This is a genomic window from Pseudomonadales bacterium (assembly GCA_041395665.1).
In the GTDB taxonomy this organism is placed as follows: domain Bacteria; phylum Pseudomonadota; class Gammaproteobacteria; order Pseudomonadales; family UBA7239; genus UBA7239.
This window is the reverse complement of record JAWLAB010000008.1, coordinates 1-19,015: the sequence shown is the minus strand read 5'-3', so window position 1 is coordinate 19,015 and position 19,015 is coordinate 1. Positions and strand designations below refer to the sequence as shown.

The window sequence follows — 19,015 nt, the reverse complement described above, 5'->3', positions numbered from 1 at the left end:
ATGAGTACAAATATTACAGCGTTGATTGTTGATGATGAGCCAGATATTAGAGAGCTGTTGGAGATTACTTTAGGTAGGATGAATTTGCGCACAGTGAGCGCAGGTGATTTAACAACTGCCAAGCAATTACTGAGAGAAGAAAAAATATCCCTGTGCTTAACCGATATGCAGCTTCCTGATGGTAATGGGTTGCAACTGGTTCAACATATCCAAAACAGTTACCCGCATATACCCGTGGCGGTGATTACAGCATTTGGCAGTATGGATACTGCTATCAATGCGCTGAAAGCAGGTGCCTTTGATTTTGTTTCTAAACCCGTCAATTTGGAGCAATTGCGCGGTTTAGTGGATGCAGCATTAAAGCTGCAAAAACCAGAAGCAGCTGGCGAGACGAGTAATGAATTATTGTTGGGTGATAGTGAGGCGATGCAACGCCTTCGCACACAAATTATTAAACTCGCACGCAGCCAAGCGCCTATTTATATTCATGGCGAGTCGGGTAGTGGAAAAGAATTGGTGGCGCGTTCTATTCATGCAAAAGGCTCGCGCACGAGCCAAGCTTTTGTGGCGGTGAACTGCGGTGCTATCCCTTCTGAATTGATGGAAAGTGAATTTTTTGGCCACAAAAAAGGTAGCTTTACAGGTGCGACAGCCGATAAAGCGGGGCTTTTTCAAGCAGCGCACGGCGGTACATTGTTTTTGGATGAAGTGGCTGATTTGCCTTTGGATATGCAGGTGAAATTGCTGCGTGCGATTCAAGAAAAAAGTGTGCGCGCCGTCGGTGCAGAAAAAGAAGTAGCAGTGGATGTGCGCGTGTTGAGTGCCACGCATAAAAACTTGGCAGAAGAAGTGAAAGCTGGGCGGTTTCGCCAAGATTTGTTTTACCGTATCAATGTGATTGAGTTGGCCGTACCTCCGTTGCGTGATCGTGGTGGAGATATTGCACTGCTATCGCAGCGTTTTCTTGATCAATTTGCCAAAGAAATGCAGCTGCCACCGGCGCGTTTATCGGAAGATGCACAGCAGGCACTGCAGCACTACACCTTCCCTGGCAATGTGCGTGAGTTAGAAAATATTCTTGAGCGTGCATTTACTTTGTGTGAAGGCGATGTCATTCATGCCGCTGATTTGCATTTGGGTTCGGCGGTCAGTGAGAGCATGTTGTTGCCAGAAGTAGAACAGATGGAGATTCCAGAGGGTATTGCAGAGCTGGATACTTATTTGGAATCGATTGAGCGTGGTGTTATTACACGCGCATTAGAAGCCAATCGTTGGAATAAAACGGCGACAGCGCAAAAGCTCGGTATTTCATTCCGTCAGTTGCGCTATCGCCTTAAAAAATTAGGCATGGATGATTGATTGGTCACTATAAAACAAATGGAAAAATTGCTTTGCGTGCAGCTGGATAATCTGAAAACTTTTCGCGATACCAGCGGTGTGAGGAAATGGCTTTCGGCACCAAGTTGGCCGCTGTAAAACAGACAAAAGCAAAAGCGGGCAGGGACCATCCCGCCAACGCAAACCCTGTCCATTGCAGAATCTCTCCCAAATAGTTGGGGCAAGAAACCCAGCGATACGCACCACCTTGCGGAATTTTGTAGCCGGTTTCGCCTGGCTTACGCAAATTGCGCAAGATGGCATCCGATTGCTTAGCCAAGGCAAAACCTGCACAAAACAAAATAATGCCTGCAATAAAACGAGGATCGCTCAACCAAGCGTTGCTGTGTAAATGTTCCGCCAGTGTGGAGAGAAACCAACCGTTGAGTGCACCATTTACCGCATTAAAAGCCATGCCGAAAGAGAGCAAAATGATTTTGTAACGCGCATCTGGTTTTACACGCAGGGTAAAAGGATAGATAAAGGTGCGATGAAAATAGTGAATTTGAAAAAGTGCAAACAAAATGAGTGGCGCCGTACTGAATGCATGTTCACCAATCCAGTAGAAATACAGCATGCCGGCAAAGGCGGGCAATTCCAGCACAAACCATCCCAAGCGCATATTGAGCCCAGGTCCCCAGCCCTCGCGTTCCTGTTTGCCGTAGGGTGCAGAAATAAACATTAAGATAAGAAAGGTAACGGCTGATGCGGCAAACACACACAGCAGTAAAAAGTGGTAGGTACTGAGTTCCATTTCCTTGTCCTTGTTATGTCAGAATGCGCGAAATCATAGCGCAAGTATTAGAGGAATGCTGATGTCGGATAGTGTTGATTTTGCGTTGCATCCACAATTACAAAAGGATTGTCAAGTGGTCGGCAATTTGCCTTTGTGTGCGCTGCTTTTGATGCGTGATGCTAATTACCCTTGGTTGGTTTTAGTGCCGCGTCGCGCTGCTGTGCGAGAGTGGTATGAATTATCTGAGACGGATCAGCAGCAGTTGCTACAAGAAACCAATCGTTTAGCAAAGTTTTTACAGCAGCATACGCAAGCAAAAAAAATGAATATTGGTGCCTTGGGCAATATGGTGCCGCAGCTGCATGTACATGTGATTGCGCGTTTTGAACAAGATGCCGCGTGGCCAGCGCCGGTGTGGGGCAAAGTGGCTGCTCAGCCTTACGACGATGCAGCGTTGCAAAATCGATTGACGCTGGTACGGCAATTTCTTGCCGACTTTTAATCGGTCATGGTTTTGTGTTGGCGTAATGATTGACGACTAAACTTCCCGCCATATCCCCTTCGACATTTACTGAAGTGCGCACGGTATCCAACACGCGATCGATTGGCAGCAGAATGGCGATGGCTTCAACCGGTAAGCCAACCGATTGCAACACCATAATCATGGTAACCATGCCCGCACTAGGAATGCCGGGTGCACCGACGGACACTAGCATTGCTGTCAAACAGACAATAATTTGTTGCAACAAATCCAATTGAATACCGCACAACTGCGCGATGAATAAAGCAGCACCTGCTTCATACAAGGCTGTGCCATCCATATTCAAATGCGCGCCCAACGGTGCGACAAAGTTGGCGATTTCTTTTGGCACCTTCATCTCACGCTCTAGGCAATTTAGCGTGATTGGCAGGGTGGCGGCGCTGGAGCTAGTGGCAAAAGCGGTGAATAGGGCGGGGCGTGCTTGCCGTAAAAAAGTGAAGGGAGAGATGCGTGTGAGTAACCACAGCAGTAACGGTAAGACCACAATGCCGTGAAATAGCGTGGTGCCGGTAATCACCAACATAAATTTGCCCAAGCTGGCAAACATGGCGGCATTTTGTGTGGCAACCAATTTGGCGAGTAACGCACAAATACCAAAAGGTGCGAGCTGCACAATCCAATCGATCAAACGCATCATCAAATCAAACAGCTCTGACATCAGGTGCTTGGTATGTGTGTAGCGCTCACCACCAGCCACTAGTGCCACGCCCATGAGTAAGGCGAATAGTAAAACGCCCATCAGATTGCCTTCTGCCATGGCCTGCACGGGGTTCATAAATAGGCCGGCGACGAAGTGATTGAGAAATTCGGTGGGCGTGAGGCTGGCACTTGCGGGCCTTGCTGCGATGACCTCTTGAAACATATCCAGCTGTAGGCCGGCGCCAGGGGCAAACCCGTTGATGACTGTAATACCCAGCGTGACAGCTAGCGTCGTGGTGAGCGTGAAAAAGCACAGCGTGGTTAGCCAGACACGGCGCATACGCTGATGTACTTGCAGCTGTGCTACGCCAACCACAATAGAAGTGAACACCAGCGGAATCATCACCATCTTGAGCAGCCCGACAAACACAGTACTGATGATGCCAAGCACTGAAAGACCGTAGTGGCTCGTCGGTGAATCTAGCCCCAGTGAACTGAAAGACAGGCCGAGCAGGATGCCAACAATGGTGCCCAGCAGGATGCGGGTGTTCAGGGACATGAAAAGGGTATCCGTTGGTCTTGACTGTGTGCCAGAATAGCGCATTATGCCGCGCCTTAGAGGTCGCCCACTCCCCCGGAGGTTGCCATGGCACAGAAGATCAAGTTGCAAGGTTTCAATAACCTGACCAAATCACTGAGTTTCTGCATTTACGATATTTGCTATGCCGAAACGCCTGAGCAAAAGGCGGAGTACATCGACTACATCGATGAGAAGTACAACGCCGAGCGCTTCACCGAAATTCTCACCGAAGTGTGCCAAATCATCGGTGCGAATATTCTGAATATCGCACGACAGGATTACGATCCACAGGGCGCTTCAGTCACGATGTTGGTGGCAGAAGAGCCGGTGAAAGAAGCGGTGGATACATCGGAATCGCCGGGGCCGGTAGAAATTATCGCGGCGCACCTCGACAAGAGTCACATCTGCGTACACACCTACCCTGAAACGCATCCGAATGACGGTATTTGCACTTTCCGTGCGGATATCGAAGTATCTACTTGCGGCATTATTTCGCCGCTAAAAGCGCTGAATTATCTGATCCACCAATTGGATTCTGACATCGTGACGGTGGATTACCGCGTGCGTGGTTTTACACGCGATGTCAGTGGTAAGAAACACTTTATCGATCACGAAATCACTTCGATCCAAAACTACTTCACGGACGACACCGAGAAACTGTATAAGATGATTGATGTGAATGTGTATCAAGAACACATATTCCACACCAAAATGATGCTGAATGATTTTGATTTAAACCATTATTTATTTGGCACGACGACCGATAATTTAACGGGCAATGATATTCGCCGTATTACCGATATGCTCGATAGAGAAATGCACGAAATTTTCTACGGCAGAAACTTGCCGGATATGTGATTAACTGAGCATCAGTAGTGTGGGAATGGCGTCATTGCCACACCACACAATCGCATTTTGTTCAAAACGCTCGCCTAATTCGCGGGCGTTTTTTTTATCGATGCCTAATGCGAGCAGGCTTTCTTCTTGCCAAGTTTTTTCTGTGTTGCAGCCCATACCTTGTAGCCATGCAATGCCTAATGTGTCGAGCGCCTGTTGTAAGACTTGTTGGTGTTGTTGATTGGCTTGCAGAGATAAGAGTTGGCTGCGTGGATTCCATGCGGTGATAAATGCAGCGCTGTGAATTTGGTGTTGGTGATAAAGCGCTTGTAGCTCAGCGGAAACAGCATCAATGCGCAAAATGAATGATAGTGTATGGTTTACATAGTATTCCGCAGCTTTGTATTGCTGGATTAGATGATTGAGATTAGGTTCTAGCATAGCGCTCTCCTGATCGCAGCCAACGGCGAATCAGCGGTGCAACATGCGTGGGATATTCGCGCAACAGTATTTCCGCGCAATTTTTTACTTGTGGCAACCAATGTGCATCGCGTGCGAGATTGGCGATACGAAAGTTGATATCGCCGGTTTGTTTGGTGCCGAGTAATTCGCCAGGACCGCGCAGCTCTAAATCTTTTTCGGCAATCACAAAGCCGTCATCGCTGTCGCGCAACACAGCAAGGCGTTGTTTGGCGTGCTGTGACAACGGTGTGCCGTACAGCAAAACACAGTGGCTAGCGACGCTGCCGCGTCCCACACGACCGCGCAGCTGATGCAGTTGCGCCAGCCCCAAGCGTTCTGGATTTTCGATAATCATCAAGCTGGCGTTGGGTACATCAACCCCGACTTCTATCACCGTGGTGGCGACCAAAATATCGAATTCACCCACTTTGAATGCCGCCATCACCGCATTTTTTTCTGCTGGCTTTAGCCGCCCGTGTACTAAACCAATCTTTAACTCAGGTAGCGCTTCGCGCAGTGTTGTAGTCGTAGTTTCTGCCGCCTGGCATTGCAGTGCGTCCGATTCTTCTATCAGAGTACAAACCCAGTACGCTTGTTTTTTTTCAGCGCAGGCAGAGCGTAGTCGTTTGATGATGTCGTCACGGCGCTGTTGGTCTATCGCCACTGTTTGAATGGGTGTGCGCCCCGGTGGTCGCTCGTCAATGATGGAGTAATCTAAGTCGGCGTAAGCGCTCATCGCCAGCGTGCGCGGAATCGGTGTGGCTGTCATCACCAATTGATGCGGCAATGCGTGCTGTTGTCCTTTTTGTTGCAAAGCCAATCGTTCTCGTACACCAAAGCGATGTTGCTCATCGGTGATAACAACGGCCAATTCTTGAAAAACAACATCGTCCTGAAAAATCGCGTGTGTGCCGATGATGATGTGCGCTGTGCCGTCAGCGATTTGTGAAAGAATTTCACGGCGCGCTTTGGTTTTTGTGCTGCCGGTTAATAAAACACATTGAATGCCGAGTGCAGAAAACCAGTGCGATAAATGTGTGGCATGTTGCGTGGCAAGAATTTCTGTCGGTGCCATCAATGCAGCTTGTTTGCCATTGCTGGCAGCTTGTAAACAGGCGAGTGCGGCAATCACTGTTTTTCCCGATCCAACATCACCTTGCACCAAACGCAACATCGGTTCATTTTTTTGTAAATCATCACCAACTTCCTTTGCAACGCGCTGCTGCGCTTGCGTCAGCGTGAAGGGTAGTGCTGATAAAAAACGATTGGCTGCAGCCTCATCTTTTTTTAGTGCGACACCTTGTTCTTTTTTCTGTTGCTGGCGCAAACGCAATAAACTCAAATGGTGCGCAACCATTTCTTCAAATGCTAACCGTTGCTGTGCAGGATGTTTGCCTTCCAATAATTGTGCGACGGGCGCATCGGCAGGTGGTTGATGCAAATACTGTAATGCTGAAAACAGCGGCATGGATAAACGCGCAGGTAGCAAGGACGGCGGCAGCCAGTCCTGTAAAAGATTGTGTTGTGTGTTTTGCAAAACACGCTCAACCAATTTGCGAATACTGGTTTGTTGCACGCCTTCGGTGGTGGGATAAATCGGCGTGAGTTTGTCGGATAGCGGCAGTTGTTCGCTGTTGGTGAATAGGCGATATTCAGGGTGATAGATTTCAAAGCCGCTGGTGCCGCGCCGCACCTCGCCCCACGCACGAATTGTGCTGCCAATTTTCAGTTGCTCCTGCTGCGCTTTGGAAAAATGATAGAAGCGCAGAGCGAGTGTGCCAGTGCCGTCTTGTATCAAGCACAGTAGGCTGCGGCGCTTGCCAAACACTACGCTGCACGCGCGCACTGTGCCTTCTACCAATGCCTCGCCGTGTAGTGTCAGCGCGCCGATGGGCGTGATGCGCGTGAGATCGCGGTAGCGCAGTGGGAGATGCCACAGTACATCGTCTTGCTGCTGAATATCCAATCGCAGCAATTTTTCTGCCAGCTTAGTGCCGACGCCGTGAATATTGGTGATGGAAGTCGTTGTTGTCACGCGTTGAAAACAGGTTGCCAGCAAACGCGGTGAGAATAGCGCTGAATGTTGTGCTACAGCAAACAAAATACTTCATAAATTCTTGCTAAATAGCTGATGTCGTTGTATTTTTCCACTATGACTTCATGACGAAGGGGTGGTTCATGATGATCAAAAAAATCATGATAAAAATTGCAGCGTTAGCAGTGAGCATTAGTTTTGCTGGTTTCGCTGTGGCCGGTAAGCCGGTTACGCATACCGTAAAAAAAGGTGAAACGCTGTACCGCATTGCTGCAGATAACAATATGTCTGTGGAGCAGCTGCGTGCGATCAATAAGCTGAGTAGCACTTCACAAATCAAACAGGGGCAAGTGTTGCTGCTGTATACGCGTGTGACAGCAGCATCCGAGCAGAAAAGTAGCCGTTCTGAACAAAAAAACTCAAGCCCGAAAGTTATTGCAAAGGTTCGTAATAAACCAAGCACTCAAGCTCGTCGTGTAGTGTCGCGAGAAAAACCTTCCACAGTGAGCGGTGGCTACCCACAATTAGCGTCCGGCAGTGCGTTAGTGATGGACGCAGCAACAGGTCAAACACTGTTTGCTAAAAATGCTGAGCAAGTGCGCTCTATTGCTTCTATCACGAAACTGATGACGGCAATTGTGGTGTTGGATGCCAACCTCTCGATGCAAGAAGTGATTTCTATCGGCAGCGATGATGTGGATTATCTCAAGCACACCAATTCGCGCTTGCCTGTGGGCGCGCGTTTGTCGCGCTATGACATGCTGCGTTTGGCGTTGATGTCGTCTGAAAATCGCGCAGCAGCCAGTTTGTCGCGGCATTATCCTGGCGGTCGTCCAGCGTTTCTGCGCGCCATGAACAGCAAAGCGGCGAGCTTGGGTATGTCAAAAACGCGCTTTTATGACTCAACTGGTCTAACACCTAGCAATATCTCTACGGCAGAAGATTTGGCGAAAATGGTGCGTGCATCCAGCCAATACAGTTTGATTCATGAATTTACTACTACGCGGGAACGCGAAGTTTCTTTATCGTCGCGCGCCGCGCCGCTGCAATATCGCAATACCAATGCCTTGGTGCGCGACCCGTCCAGCAGTTGGAATATTCAAGTCAGCAAAACGGGCTACACCCGAGAAGCGGGGCGCTGCCTCGTGATGATGGCCTCCGTTGCCAACCGTAACGCAGTGATGGTGATGCTGGATTCTGACGGTAAGCTGTCACCGGTTGGCGATGCCAATCGCTTAAAAGATTGGCTGGAATCCGGTCACGCATCTGCGCGCTTGGCTACGCGTTGACGAACGATTGTTCTCCTTCCGTTCTACTCGTCGGCTGCGGCGATATTGCGCAGCGATTAGCCGCTCTGTTGCGCCGCGATTTCCGTTTAATCGGCTTGCGTCGCAACACTGCAAGCCTGCCCGATTTTATCGAATCTATCCCCACTGATATTTGCGATCCAGCTTCTTTGTTGGAGGCTTTGCATCTGCGCCGCTTTGATTATGTGGTGGTGACACTGACACCAGGTGAGCGCAGTGCCGCCCGCTACCAGCAGGTGTATGTGGAGGGGCTGCGTAATTTGCTTGCTGCGTTGCAGGGCGCTCCGCGCGTGCTACTTATCTCCAGCACTTCGGCCTATGAGCAGGACGGCGGCGAAGTGGTCGATGAAAGCACGCCAGCGCATGGCAGAGGTTTTTCAGGGCAGTGCCTGTTAGAAGCAGAGACATTGTTGGCGAACAGCGGCCTGCCGTCTACGGTGGTGCGCTTTTCCGGTATTTACGGCGCAGGGCGCAGGCGTTTGCTCACGCAAGTGCGAGAAGGACGCGTCGATACCGCTCAAGCTGCGCAGTGGACTAACCGCATTCATGCCGATGATTGCGCACGCGTCTTGGAGCATCTCATTCGCCGCTGGCGAAGTGAACAATTACCTGCGCCGTGCTATATCGCCAGTGATTGCTTGCCTGTGCAGGCCGGTGAAGTATGGCAGTGGTTAGCCGCGCAGATGGCCGTCACAAATCCGTTGCTTGGTGTGGATTGGCAAGCGCAAGCAACGACAGGCAAGCAGTGCAGTAATGTGCTATTACTGCAAACTGGATTTCAGTTTTTGTATTCGGATTTTCGAGTGGGTTATGCTGAGTGCTTTTCTAACACGGTGAAGCTGTAAGCGTACGGATTTTTCTCACACGGCGCATGTGTCTCGCGCGCCGTTTCTCGCCACTCGCCTTCTAAGTCAGGAAAAAATGCGTCTCCTACAATTTCAGCATCAATTTCTGTGATGTAGGCGCGCTGCACCAATGGCAGTGCTTCGCGATAGATTTGTGCGCCGCCAATAATCATTACTTCATCAATATTTTTTTCTTCAGCAATGTGGCAGGCGTACTGCAGTGCGCTGGAGAGATCGTGTGCAACATAAGCGCCATCAGCATGATAATCAGTGTTGCGCGTGATAACAATGTTGTCGCGACCAGGCAGCGGTTTGCCGAGAGATTCCCAAGTGTTGCGTCCCATGATGACAGGTTTGCCAAGCGTGACGCGTTTGAAATAGCGCAAGTCTTCTGGCAAATACCAAGGCATTTGGTTTTCGCGACCAATCACGCCATTGCGTGTGCGCGCGACGATGAGTGCAATAACTGGCATCACACGGCTACCGGTGCAGCGATGTGCGACTGCGCTTCGTAATCTAATAATTCAAAATCGTTGTATTTGAAATCGAAAATATTTTTGATGGCAGGATTGATGCGCATCGTGGGCAATTTACTCGGCTTGCGTTGCAATTGTTGCTCTACTTGTTCGAGGTGGTTGCTGTACAAATGCGCATCGCCAAAGGTGTGAACAAAATCGCCAACATCGAGTTCGCACACCTGCGCAATCATCATGGTGAGCAGTGCGTAGGAGGCGATATTGAACGGCACACCGAGAAAAATATCGGCGCTGCGTTGATACAACTGGCAAGATAATTTTCCATCAGCCACATAAAACTGAAACAGCGTGTGGCAGGGCGGCAGCGCCATATTGTTCACTTCGGCGACATTCCACGCGCTGACCAATAAACGGCGCGAGTCGGGATTTTTTTTGATCATATCAATCAACTGTGTGATTTGATCAATTGTGCCGCCGCTGCCATTCGGCCAAGAGCGCCATTGATGGCCGTACACGGGGCCGAGGTTGCCATTGGCATCAGCCCACTCGTCCCAAATTTTCACGCCGTTATCGTTCAAGTATTTGATATTGGTGTCGCCAGCGAGAAACCACAGCAATTCGTGAATGATGGATTTGGTGTGCAATTTTTTGGTGGTCAGCAGCGGAAAACCGTCAGCGAGATTGAAGCGCATTTGGTAACCAAAAACACTCACGGTGCCGGTGCCAGTGCGATCTGTTTTTACCGTGCCGTGGTCGCGCACATGGCGCATCAAATCGAGATATTGTTGCATCTGCATTTATCCTTTTTGATTGCGGCGGATACTCCACACGCAAATGATGATGCCAGCTATAAACATGGGGATGCACAATTCTTGTCCGCGCGTCATCCAACCGAGCGCATCAAGACCGAGGAAGGCATCCGGCTCGCGGAAAAATTCTACGGTGAAACGGAATAGCGCATACAGCGTCAAAAATAATCCTGAGATCAAACCTTGCGCGCGCGGTTTGCGTGAGAACCAATACAGCAACACAAACAGCAACACACCTTCCAGCGCGAATTGATAGAGCTGCGAAGGGTGACGCGGCAGTTGCAGTGGGTCAGCGGGAAAAACCATCGCCCATGGCACATCGGTGGCGCGTCCCCACAATTCTTGGTTGATGTAATTGCCGAGCCTGCCCAAACCTAAACCGATGGGCGTGAGTGGCGCGACGATATCCATTACCGCAAAAAATGGCTGCTGAATTTTTCGTGCAAATAATGCCAGCGCGACGAGTACGCCGATTAAACCGCCGTGAAAAGACATGCCGCCTTGTGTGATTTTGAACAAGAACAGTGGGTTGTGTAGAAACTCACCCAGTTGGTAAAACAATACATAGCCTATGCGCCCACCCAAGATCACACCGAGCGCGCCGTAGAAAATCATGTCTTCCGCTTCTTGGCGTGTTTTGATGGCGATTAAGCCGCTGCTAGAGCGTTTGACGGTGAGCCACCACACAGCCGCAAAACTGAGTAAATACATCACACCGTACCAGCGCACAGCTAAGGGGCCGAGGTGGACAATAACGGGGTCAATGGTGTGGTAAGTGAGCATTGAAACAGTGGCCGGTGTGAAAAAATGATCCGCAAGCTTAACGGTTGCAGACAAGCTAGACTAGTTCGCAGGAGCAATGAGAACGCACGGTATGAATATCGCGAAACTATTTGAGACAGATTGGGGTATCGCTTGGATGGGCGCGTCGCTGTTCGCGGCTTTTCTGCAGTTGTTGTTACTGCGTTTTGTGGAGCAGGATCGCTACAAACTATTGATGCAGCATGCTGTGTTATCGGCATTGATTGCTATCAGCGGCGGGCTGGGATTGTTGCTGCCGCGATGGGGCTTTCACGGTGGTGCAAGTTGGTGCACAGCGGTGGCAGAGCTATTGATGGGTGTGCTGCTGATTCGCCTGAGTGTTTTGACGCTATTTCGTGCGGTATTACCGCGTTTGGGTGGAGAGCCTCCTAGAATCGTTGAAGATGTTCTTGTTGTTTTATTGTATTGCGGTTGGGGGTTGGTGCGTTTGCGTGCGACAGGGATTGATCCTGCCAGCCTGTTTACAACATCGGCCATCATCACCGGCATCATCGCTTTTTCTATGCAAGATACGCTGGGCAATATTCTCGGCGGTATTGCGCTGCAACTTGATAATTCCGTACAAATTGGTGATTGGATTAAAGTCGACACCACGAAAGGAAAAGTAATAGAAGTACATTGGCGACATACAGCAATACGCACCAATGATGGCAATGTGGTGGTGATTCCCAATAGTATGTTGGTGAAATCCAAAGTGGATGTTTTCAGCGCACCAGCACACCCGAATTTTCGGCGTTGGGTGTATTTCCCCGTGCAATTTCAAATTCCGCCACAGTCTGTTATTCCGGTTATTGAAAAAACTATTCGTGAAGCTGATATCCCCTGTGTGGCATCGTGGCCAGCACCGCAATGTGTGGTGATGGATTACAGAGAAGGCATGGCGCAATACGCTTTGCGGTATTGGTTAACAGATCCGCTGCACGATGATTCAACGGACTCTACAGTACGAGTGCATATTTATTCGGCGTTATTGCGTAATAACATGCAATTGGCGCGACCTTATTTAGATACACATTTCACCGCCGAAAGCACAGAGCGCCAAACGGCATTGCATGAACAAGAAATACAACAACGCTTACAGTTACTGGCCAGTCTTGAAGCGTTTGCTAGTTTGAATCAAACAGAACTTCGTGAATTGGCGGAGTCTTTGCATGAAGCGCCTTTTATCAAAGGTGATGTCATTACGCGGCAAGGTGCAGTAGCGCATTGGCTGTACTTTTTAGTGCAAGGTGAAGCAGATGTTTGGCTTGAGGTTGGAACGACAAGGCATTTCTTAAATACGCTACAAGAAGGCGCGGTGTTTGGTGAAATGGGTTTGTTGACAGGTGAGCCGCGCAGAACAACCGTGACAGCGCGTACAGACGCGTTATGTTATCGACTGGATAAAATAGGTTTTCAAAAAATTATTAAAGCGCGCCCAGAAATTGCAGAAGAGTGCGCGCGCACGATTGCAGAAAGAGAACGCCAGATAGCATTGGCCAGTGAATTTAAAGCCGATGCCTCACCTGAGCATGAGGCGCATATTCTGGCCGGCATTAAACGGTTCTTTGGTTTGGGTTAATTGCGCAGAAATTGCGTGGCAATTTTTGTAGTACTTAGAGTTGTGTCGGCGGCGTGCTGCCCTCGGGCCAAGTGATGGTTGCTACGGCGCGTTCCACTTTTTTTTGTGGCCACACTTTGACTGCTAGCGGTGATTGGCTCGATTTCAGTGTCACGCCTTGGCCGGGTTTTTCTAACATGACTTTGCCGGTGGCGTTGGTCACTTCCACGGCGTGTTTGCCGTCAATCAGCAATACATCGACATTATTGCCGTCGAGATAACCACCCCAAAAATCGGTACCGCGAATACCGATTGTTCCCACGGGTGTATTAACGACAAAAGTTGAGCCGTGCGCGTCTAAAATTTTTCCTGTGACGGTGCGAAAAGCACCCGTGAGCAGTGTGAATGCCGCGTTGTTAGGTTTGTCGCCTTGTGCGTTGAATTGATATTGGCGAATCAGAAAAGAGGTATTGCCACCCAGCGTAGTGACTGTGCCATCGGCAAAGCGCAGTTGTGCGCGAGCGTCTTTGCCGATGGTGCGCACTTCATCTTGTGCTTGCAGTTCAGCTTTGCGCACGGCAGGAATAGCTTGGCCGTTGCGTAAAATATTTACTTGCCCTATCGCTGCGAGCACCACGCCCGCTGATTCAGCTGCGGCGGTCGTGCAGTAAATCATGGCAAAGAAAAAACTCAGCAGGCTGACAAAGAATTGTTTTTTCATAATGCACTTCCCTGTGTGATGTGGATTGACGAAACTAGTCGAAGGAATGCCGCAAAATAATCGTTTCCACACGGTCGGGACCGGTAGAAATAATGTCGATGGGCGCGCCGCTCAACACTTCCAAACGCTTGATGTAATTGCGCGCCGCTTGCGGCAATGCATCGATGGATTGAGCGCCAACAGTGGATTCTGTCCAGCCCGGCATTTCTTCATACACCGGCACGATGCCTTCGTAGTCATCGCTGTGATACGGAGAAACAGGGTTGCCGTTTTTATCTTGATACGCGGTGCAAATTTTTACTGTTTGCAAACCGTCGAGCACATCCAGTTTGGTTAAACATAAACCAGAAATACTGTTGATTTGCACGGCTTTGCGCACAGCAACCGCGTCAAACCAACCGCAGCGGCGTTGACGGCCCGTCGTAGCGCCGAACTCGTGGCCGACCGTGCCGAGGTGTTTGCCGATGGTGTCGCCTTTGTCGTTGGCAGCATCGTAAGCCAGCTCGGTGGGGAAAGGGCCGGATCCCACGCGCGTGGTGTAAGCCTTAGTAATGCCCAAGACATAGTTCAAATACAGAGGGCCAAAACCAGAGCCCGTGGCGGTACCGCCTGCGGTGGTGTTGGACGAAGTCACAAACGGATAAGTGCCGTGGTCGATGTCGAGCAGCGAGCCCTGCGCGCCTTCAAACAAAATGTTCGCACCGCGTTCACGCGCTTCGTGCAGCAGTGAGGTGACATCTGCCATCATCGGCAAAATTTGACGACCTTGCTCCAACACGGCGTCGAGTGTTTTTTGGAAGTCCACCGCAGCCACTTTGAAATAATTTTGCAAAATGAAGTTGTGATACTCCATCACTTCACGCAATTTTTCCGCGAATTGTTTTTCGTTGTGCAAATCGCCTAAACGCAAACCGCGTCGTGCAATTTTGTCTTCGTAAGCAGGGCCGATGCCACGACCAGTCGTACCAATTTTCGCGCTGCCTTTCGCTGCTTCACGCGCCTGATCCAGTGCGACATGGTGCGGCAGAATCAACGGACAAGCGGGCGACAAACGCAAACGCTCGCGCACAGGCACGCCGTTGGTTTCTAGGTTGTGCATTTCTTTCAGCAATGCATCGGGTGCGAGCACCACGCCGTTGCCGATCAAGCACAGTACGCCATCGCGCAACACGCCCGACGGCACTAAATGCAAAACAGTTTTTTTGCCGTCGATGACCAGTGTGTGACCAGCGTTGTGACCGCCTTGAAAGCGCACAACCAGTTCGGCTTGATCCGTTAGCAAATCGACGATTTTTCCTTTGCCTTCATCACCCCATTGGGTTCCCAACACGACAATACTTTTGCTGGCTTGCGAGTTGCTCACGGCTTTATTAACTCCAAAATCAAAAAATAAAGGTAACGGTTAGCGGTTTTTTACGGCGTACTGTGTACCGTTGTTTACTAATTCACGCGTGTACTGCTGGTCTTGCAATTCATTTGCACTGGTTGCAATCACGCATTCACCTTGCGCACGCAAATCGCAAATGGCTTGCCATTGTGCGGCTGAGCCATCGAGCACGGCGAGAATAGTGTTGGTTGCTGGCACAGAAACATTGCCTAACTGCATCAGGTATTTGAGATCAGCGCTGAAGCCGCTAGCAGGGCGTGCGCGGCCAAATGCCGCGCCAAAATTATCGTAGCGACCGCCGTTGGCAATGGCTTCGCCCGCACCGGCGACATAGAGCGCGAACACCACGCCAGTGTGATAGTGATAGCCGCGCAATTCGGACAAATCAAAATACAGCGCGGCATCGGGTGTGCGTTGGCGAATGCAGGCGGCGATCGCTTGCAGCTCGCTGATGGCGGCGCGCACGGCGGCAGGCGCATCAGCCGTGGCAGCGGCAGCTTGTGTCAGTACGCCTTCATCACCTTTCCAATCAGGCAGCGCTAACAGCAATTTGGCTGCATCAGCGTGCGTGACTTGCTCAGCGACAAACGCGCGCAATTCAGTGTTGGCTTTGCGCTGCAGAATATCGAACAGCGTTTGTTCTTGCTCGCTGTTTAAGTCGGCGAGTTCAGCGAGACCGCGAAAAATAGCGACATGACCGAGATCGAGCGTCACCGCGGAAACGCCCGCCACGCGCGCGGTTTCCAGCATCAAGCTAATCACTTCACAGTCGGCATCCACGCCGGTCACGCCGTACAGCTCGCAACCAATTTGAATGGGCGAGCGCGAAGCCAGCGCAGTTTTAGGGCGAGCGTGCAGGGTGCTGCCGGCGTAGCAGAGGCGCGTAGTGCCCGCTTGGGCGATGCCGTGGGCATCGATACGCGCTGTTTGCGGCGTGATATCAGCGCGCACGCCCATCAAGCGACCGGACAGTTGGTCGATGACTTTGCAGGTCTGCAATTCGAGATCGTGATTGCCGTTGATCAGCAGGGATTCGGTGAATTCCACCAAGGGCGGCACAACCAAGTCATAGCCCCAGCGTTGGTAGAGGTCTAAAAGTTGGCGGCGTAATAGTTCGGCGCGCGCTGCCTGTGTGGGCAGCAGCTCTTCGATGCCATCCGGCAGTAGCCAGCGATCAGCGGTGCTCATGTCAAACCTGCGTTGCTATTCGGTGGAGTGAGTAGGGTTGCCAAGCTGGCCGCAGCCAGACGCAAAAAAACCGGGTTGCCCCGGTTATTGGCGAGTAATGATACACCATCACTCGCCGTGGTTTGCAAAAACTCAGCTGGGATAAAGCGTCAAAAGCTGGCTTGTACCCTGCCCATTAACACGCGTTCGTTGTCGCGGTCATCCGGTGCTGTTGCTGTGCCGCCACCGCCCCACTTGAAGTTGGTGTCGCTGTAGTCCAGTGAAACGCGCAGGATGTTGTTGGGGTACCAGTTCAAGCCAACCGCATAGTTCTGGGCTTGCTTGGCAGCGCTGGTGGCTTGAGCAAAGTTGTCATTGCCTGCCAGTGTGCCGCTGCTGTCGAGGAAGATGTTCTTGTCGAGATCCATTTCCCCGACTCCTGCCACCACTTCCCACGCGCCCCAGTTGCCCTTCGCAGGATCAAACGGTTTGGCAGGTTTGATGCTTTTCCCGCCGGCCGCTTTTTCGCCAGTGAGGACATACGACGCGGTGATATCCCAGCCGCTGTTGTCCAAACCTGCGGTGCGTTGGTCGTTAGGTGCGGCACCGAAAACGCGCGTGACATCTTGCTCCTCGAACACATATTCACCCGTTAAACCAAATGGGCCGTTGTAGTAAGAGAACTGCGGCACGAGGCGTGTGCGTTCGCCATCGGCAAATACGGTATTGCTGCTGCTGGTGTCTTTGCGATAGCTGAAGAAGGTTTCCTGACCAAAAGTCTTGTAACCAGCCAGTGAAGTGGCGCCGGTTTTTCCGCTGGCATCGGTGGTGCTCATCCCTACACCAAAACCCAATCCTTGCAGTGCGCCTGATGTGTTGGCGAAAGGTGTGGCAAAAAGACGCGCGTTGATTTCTTTATCGGTGTTGCTGTCTTCGCTGCCATTCGCACTGTCGTTTGCGCCGTTAAACAAACCGATGCTGTAGTTGAGTCTTTTGTCAAAAAGATCGCCAGACAATTGCACGCCTTGATCGCGCGAAGGCAAGAAATTGCTGCTCAATCCCAATTCATTGAGTTTGGTGTCGCTACTGCTTTGCAAACGATACAAACTCAGCCCAGGGGTAAATTTACCCACGCGGACTTTGTAAGCAGGATCGTAGTTGGCATCAATGTAAGCATCCGTGAGATGGCTGGAACCGCTGATGCCGTTACCGAAGTCCGTAGTCAATTTGAAACCGTAGGTATCGTTAAATTTACCTTCAATCGTTGGGCGAACACGGCGCATCAGGAAGTTGTCATTAATGCTGTCAGTGCTGTCAAAGCTACGCGCGTCAGCTTGTATCAAACCGCGAAAGCGTAGCTCAAAATCACCATCGGCAGATTGCAGACCAAAACCTTTTTCACCGCCGGCTAGAATGACAGGCGCTTTCTTTTTCTCATACGCCATCATCTCTTGCTTGCGTTCCATAATGAGCAAACGCTGTTCCAGCGCCTGTGTGTCAGCGTTTTGCGCCACGGCAAGGTTGTGCTGTGCTGCGTTGTGCTGCAGCCAGTTGCTGGTCTTGTTCTACCACGCGTTTTTCCAACTGTTGTACGCGTTGGGCGAGTGTGGTTAGTTGCTGTAAGAGTTCTGGCGGAACCATTACCTGTTCTGCAAATGTGTGCGTGGAAAAAACCACAGCCAGAAGCGTAACGGATAGTCTTCTAATAAAAAGCGAGTTTTGCATGGATTTATATCTCTCCAATCAGATGGTTTGATAAGCGTAGGTGATATGTGTTACAGCTTTATGACAGTCGTCGCGCTGCTGAAATTAAAATAAGTTTTATGCCAATCTGCTGACAGGGAAGTGCGCGACAAAACAACTGCCTTTACCCAATTCGCTCTTGATATGTAGCTGTCCTTGGTGGCGAGTGATGGCGTGTTTGGCGATGGCCAAACCCAATCCTGTGCCACCTATGTCACGCGAGCGGCCTCGATCAGCGCGGTAAAAACGCTCAGTTAAACGCGGCAAATGTTCAGGGGCGATGCCGGCGCCTGTGTCGCACACAGAAAACTCTGCGCCTTGGCTGGAAGTTTTCCAGGCGAGCGTGATGGTGCCACCCGCCGGTGTGTAGCGCACGGCATTGGAGAGGAAGTTACCAAATGCGCTGCTCAATTCTTTCTCTGAGCCGCGTAAATTGTGTTGTGTAGTGTGATGTTCTTTGTGAAGAAGAATCGTATGCGATCCATTCGAAAGTAGTTCAGCATCGCGTTGTAGATGTTGAATTAACCGTTCCATATCGATGACATCATTTTCCGGCAGTGGCGCTGACTCCAGCGAGGACAGCGTCAATAAATCTTGCACAATATTTTGCATGCGTTGTGACTGCGTCAACATTAAAGCCAGTGCATTTTTCTGCTCATCGGCATTTAAATCCAGCTCTTGTAGTGTTTCTAAAAATCCAGTGATAACAGTCAGTGGTGTGCGCAACTCGTGCGAGACATTGGCGACAAAATCGCGCCGCGTTTGATCAATGCGTTCTGCTTGCGTCACATCCTTAATCTGCATCAGACGGCGACTGCCCGCGTAGGGAATGATGTGGATGGTGTAGATGCGATCGCGGTAACGCTCTGGGCGCAGTGTGAGTGGCTGTGCAAAATCAGCATGCTCTAAATAGTCAACAAATTCTGGCTGGCGCACCAAGTGCAAGATGGATTGCCCGCGATCTGCTGAGAGTTGCAAACCCAGTTGCATT

The 19,015-nt window shown here is 50.6% G+C and carries 19 protein-coding genes; 6 read left to right on the top strand and 13 right to left on the bottom strand.

Features of this window, described 5'->3' with window-relative positions; genetic code table 11:
- Positions 1 to 1,359, top strand: coding sequence for a sigma-54 dependent transcriptional regulator (locus tag R3E63_09950; GenBank protein ID MEZ5540245.1), 1,359 nt, complete (start codon positions 1 to 3; stop codon positions 1,357 to 1,359).
- A gap of 7 nt (positions 1,360 to 1,366) precedes the next feature.
- On the opposite strand, the gene R3E63_09945 is transcribed toward R3E63_09950, so the two are convergent.
- On the bottom strand, positions 1,367 to 2,131 hold the full coding sequence (locus tag R3E63_09945) for a DUF1295 domain-containing protein (GenBank protein ID MEZ5540244.1): 765 nt from the start codon (positions 2,129 to 2,131) through the stop codon (positions 1,367 to 1,369).
- A gap of 61 nt (positions 2,132 to 2,192) precedes the next feature.
- Here R3E63_09945 and R3E63_09940 point away from each other — a divergent pair, with 61 nt between their 5' ends.
- The gene (locus R3E63_09940; protein ID MEZ5540243.1) at positions 2,193 to 2,615 is read left to right on the top strand and encodes an HIT family protein; all 423 of its coding nucleotides are present in this window, start codon (positions 2,193 to 2,195) and stop codon (positions 2,613 to 2,615) included.
- Between the two features lie 4 nt (positions 2,616 to 2,619).
- On the opposite strand, the gene R3E63_09935 is transcribed toward R3E63_09940, so the two are convergent.
- Positions 2,620 to 3,852, bottom strand: a complete 1,233-nt coding sequence (locus tag R3E63_09935; GenBank protein ID MEZ5540242.1) for a dicarboxylate/amino acid:cation symporter — start codon at positions 3,850 to 3,852, stop codon at positions 2,620 to 2,622.
- A gap of 87 nt (positions 3,853 to 3,939) precedes the next feature.
- Between R3E63_09935 and speD the strand changes: the two genes are divergently transcribed.
- Complete coding sequence (speD, locus tag R3E63_09930; GenBank protein MEZ5540241.1) at positions 3,940 to 4,731, top strand: adenosylmethionine decarboxylase; 792 nt, start codon at positions 3,940 to 3,942, stop codon at positions 4,729 to 4,731.
- On the opposite strand, the gene R3E63_09925 is transcribed toward speD, so the two are convergent.
- Together R3E63_09925 and recG are read right to left on the bottom strand one after the other, a co-directional pair.
- Entirely contained in the window at positions 4,732 to 5,151 is a 420-nt protein-coding gene (locus R3E63_09925) for a DUF3293 domain-containing protein (GenBank protein ID MEZ5540240.1), read from the bottom strand.
- Positions 5,138 to 7,207: an ATP-dependent DNA helicase RecG gene (gene recG / locus R3E63_09920; protein MEZ5540239.1), complete on the bottom strand. Its 2,070-nt coding sequence runs from the start codon at positions 7,205 to 7,207 to the stop codon at positions 5,138 to 5,140. Before recG ends, R3E63_09925 begins: the two co-directional genes overlap by 14 nt.
- Positions 7,208 to 7,350: 143 nt before the next feature.
- Here recG and pbpG point away from each other — a divergent pair, with 143 nt between their 5' ends.
- Positions 7,351 to 8,496 (top strand): D-alanyl-D-alanine endopeptidase, encoded by a 1,146-nt coding sequence (pbpG, locus tag R3E63_09915; protein ID MEZ5540238.1) that lies wholly within the window; start codon positions 7,351 to 7,353, stop codon positions 8,494 to 8,496.
- Positions 8,493 to 9,359, top strand: a complete 867-nt coding sequence (locus tag R3E63_09910) for an NAD(P)H-binding protein (GenBank protein MEZ5540237.1) — start codon at positions 8,493 to 8,495, stop codon at positions 9,357 to 9,359. Before pbpG ends, R3E63_09910 begins: the two co-directional genes overlap by 4 nt.
- Here the strand turns inward: R3E63_09910 and R3E63_09905 are convergent.
- The 3 genes from R3E63_09905 to lgt are packed head-to-tail and all read right to left on the bottom strand — an operon-like array spanning position 9,323 to position 11,427.
- Positions 9,323 to 9,832, bottom strand: coding sequence for a dihydrofolate reductase (locus tag R3E63_09905; GenBank protein MEZ5540236.1), 510 nt, complete (start codon positions 9,830 to 9,832; stop codon positions 9,323 to 9,325). The two genes, R3E63_09910 and R3E63_09905, sit on opposite strands and share 37 nt — an antisense overlap.
- Positions 9,832 to 10,626: a thymidylate synthase gene (locus R3E63_09900; GenBank protein ID MEZ5540235.1), complete on the bottom strand. Its 795-nt coding sequence runs from the start codon at positions 10,624 to 10,626 to the stop codon at positions 9,832 to 9,834. The genes R3E63_09905 and R3E63_09900 overlap by 1 nt, the downstream gene beginning before the upstream one ends.
- A gap of 6 nt (positions 10,627 to 10,632) precedes the next feature.
- Complete coding sequence (gene lgt, locus R3E63_09895; GenBank protein MEZ5540234.1) at positions 10,633 to 11,427, bottom strand: prolipoprotein diacylglyceryl transferase; 795 nt, start codon at positions 11,425 to 11,427, stop codon at positions 10,633 to 10,635.
- 91 nt (positions 11,428 to 11,518) lie between these two features.
- Here lgt and R3E63_09890 point away from each other — a divergent pair, with 91 nt between their 5' ends.
- A complete protein-coding gene (locus R3E63_09890) occupies positions 11,519 to 13,027 on the top strand; it encodes a mechanosensitive ion channel family protein (protein MEZ5540233.1) in 1,509 nt (502 codons plus the stop codon).
- A gap of 34 nt (positions 13,028 to 13,061) precedes the next feature.
- Here R3E63_09890 and R3E63_09885 read toward each other — a convergent pair whose 3' ends face one another.
- From R3E63_09885 to phoR, 6 genes are all read right to left on the bottom strand, one after another.
- Entirely contained in the window at positions 13,062 to 13,727 is a 666-nt protein-coding gene (locus R3E63_09885) for a FecR family protein (GenBank protein ID MEZ5540232.1), read from the bottom strand.
- Between the two features lie 34 nt (positions 13,728 to 13,761).
- Positions 13,762 to 15,090, bottom strand: coding sequence for an adenylosuccinate synthase (locus R3E63_09880; GenBank protein ID MEZ5540231.1), 1,329 nt, complete (start codon positions 15,088 to 15,090; stop codon positions 13,762 to 13,764).
- 39 nt (positions 15,091 to 15,129) lie between these two features.
- Positions 15,130 to 16,302 carry an ATP phosphoribosyltransferase regulatory subunit gene (locus tag R3E63_09875; protein MEZ5540230.1) on the bottom strand — a complete coding sequence of 391 codons (1,173 nt, stop codon included), beginning with the start codon at positions 16,300 to 16,302 and terminating at the stop codon, positions 15,130 to 15,132.
- Between the two features lie 149 nt (positions 16,303 to 16,451).
- Entirely contained in the window at positions 16,452 to 17,795 is a 1,344-nt protein-coding gene (locus R3E63_09870; protein MEZ5540229.1) for a porin, read from the bottom strand.
- Entirely contained in the window at positions 17,779 to 17,922 is a 144-nt protein-coding gene (locus R3E63_09865) for a hypothetical protein (protein MEZ5540228.1), read from the bottom strand. Before R3E63_09865 ends, R3E63_09870 begins: the two co-directional genes overlap by 17 nt.
- Before the next feature lie 180 nt (positions 17,923 to 18,102).
- Positions 18,103 to 19,015 (bottom strand): phosphate regulon sensor histidine kinase PhoR (gene phoR, locus R3E63_09860; protein ID MEZ5540227.1); only part of this gene is annotated, 913 nt, incomplete at its 5' end.

What these genes read in the sequence shown, in the direction of transcription:
- R3E63_09950 (MEZ5540245.1), top strand. Translation starts at nt 1, where the DNA reads ATGAGTACAAATATTACAGCGTTGATTGTTGATGATGAGCCAGATATT.
- R3E63_09945 (MEZ5540244.1), bottom strand. Translation starts at nt 2,131, where the DNA reads ATGGAACTCAGTACCTACCACTTTTTACTGCTGTGTGTGTTTGCCGCA.
- R3E63_09940 (MEZ5540243.1), top strand. Translation starts at nt 2,193, where the DNA reads ATGTCGGATAGTGTTGATTTTGCGTTGCATCCACAATTACAAAAGGAT.
- R3E63_09935 (MEZ5540242.1), bottom strand. Translation starts at nt 3,852, where the DNA reads ATGTCCCTGAACACCCGCATCCTGCTGGGCACCATTGTTGGCATCCTG.
- speD (MEZ5540241.1), top strand. Translation starts at nt 3,940, where the DNA reads ATGGCACAGAAGATCAAGTTGCAAGGTTTCAATAACCTGACCAAATCA.
- R3E63_09925 (MEZ5540240.1), bottom strand. Translation starts at nt 5,151, where the DNA reads ATGCTAGAACCTAATCTCAATCATCTAATCCAGCAATACAAAGCTGCG.
- pbpG (MEZ5540238.1), top strand. Translation starts at nt 7,351, where the DNA reads ATGATGATCAAAAAAATCATGATAAAAATTGCAGCGTTAGCAGTGAGC.
- R3E63_09905 (MEZ5540236.1), bottom strand. Translation starts at nt 9,832, where the DNA reads ATGCCAGTTATTGCACTCATCGTCGCGCGCACACGCAATGGCGTGATT.
- R3E63_09900 (MEZ5540235.1), bottom strand. Translation starts at nt 10,626, where the DNA reads ATGCAACAATATCTCGATTTGATGCGCCATGTGCGCGACCACGGCACG.
- lgt (MEZ5540234.1), bottom strand. Translation starts at nt 11,427, where the DNA reads ATGCTCACTTACCACACCATTGACCCCGTTATTGTCCACCTCGGCCCC.
- R3E63_09890 (MEZ5540233.1), top strand. Translation starts at nt 11,519, where the DNA reads ATGAATATCGCGAAACTATTTGAGACAGATTGGGGTATCGCTTGGATG.
- R3E63_09885 (MEZ5540232.1), bottom strand. Translation starts at nt 13,727, where the DNA reads ATGAAAAAACAATTCTTTGTCAGCCTGCTGAGTTTTTTCTTTGCCATG.
- R3E63_09875 (MEZ5540230.1), bottom strand. Translation starts at nt 16,302, where the DNA reads ATGAGCACCGCTGATCGCTGGCTACTGCCGGATGGCATCGAAGAGCTG.
- R3E63_09865 (MEZ5540228.1), bottom strand. Translation starts at nt 17,922, where the DNA reads ATGGTTCCGCCAGAACTCTTACAGCAACTAACCACACTCGCCCAACGC.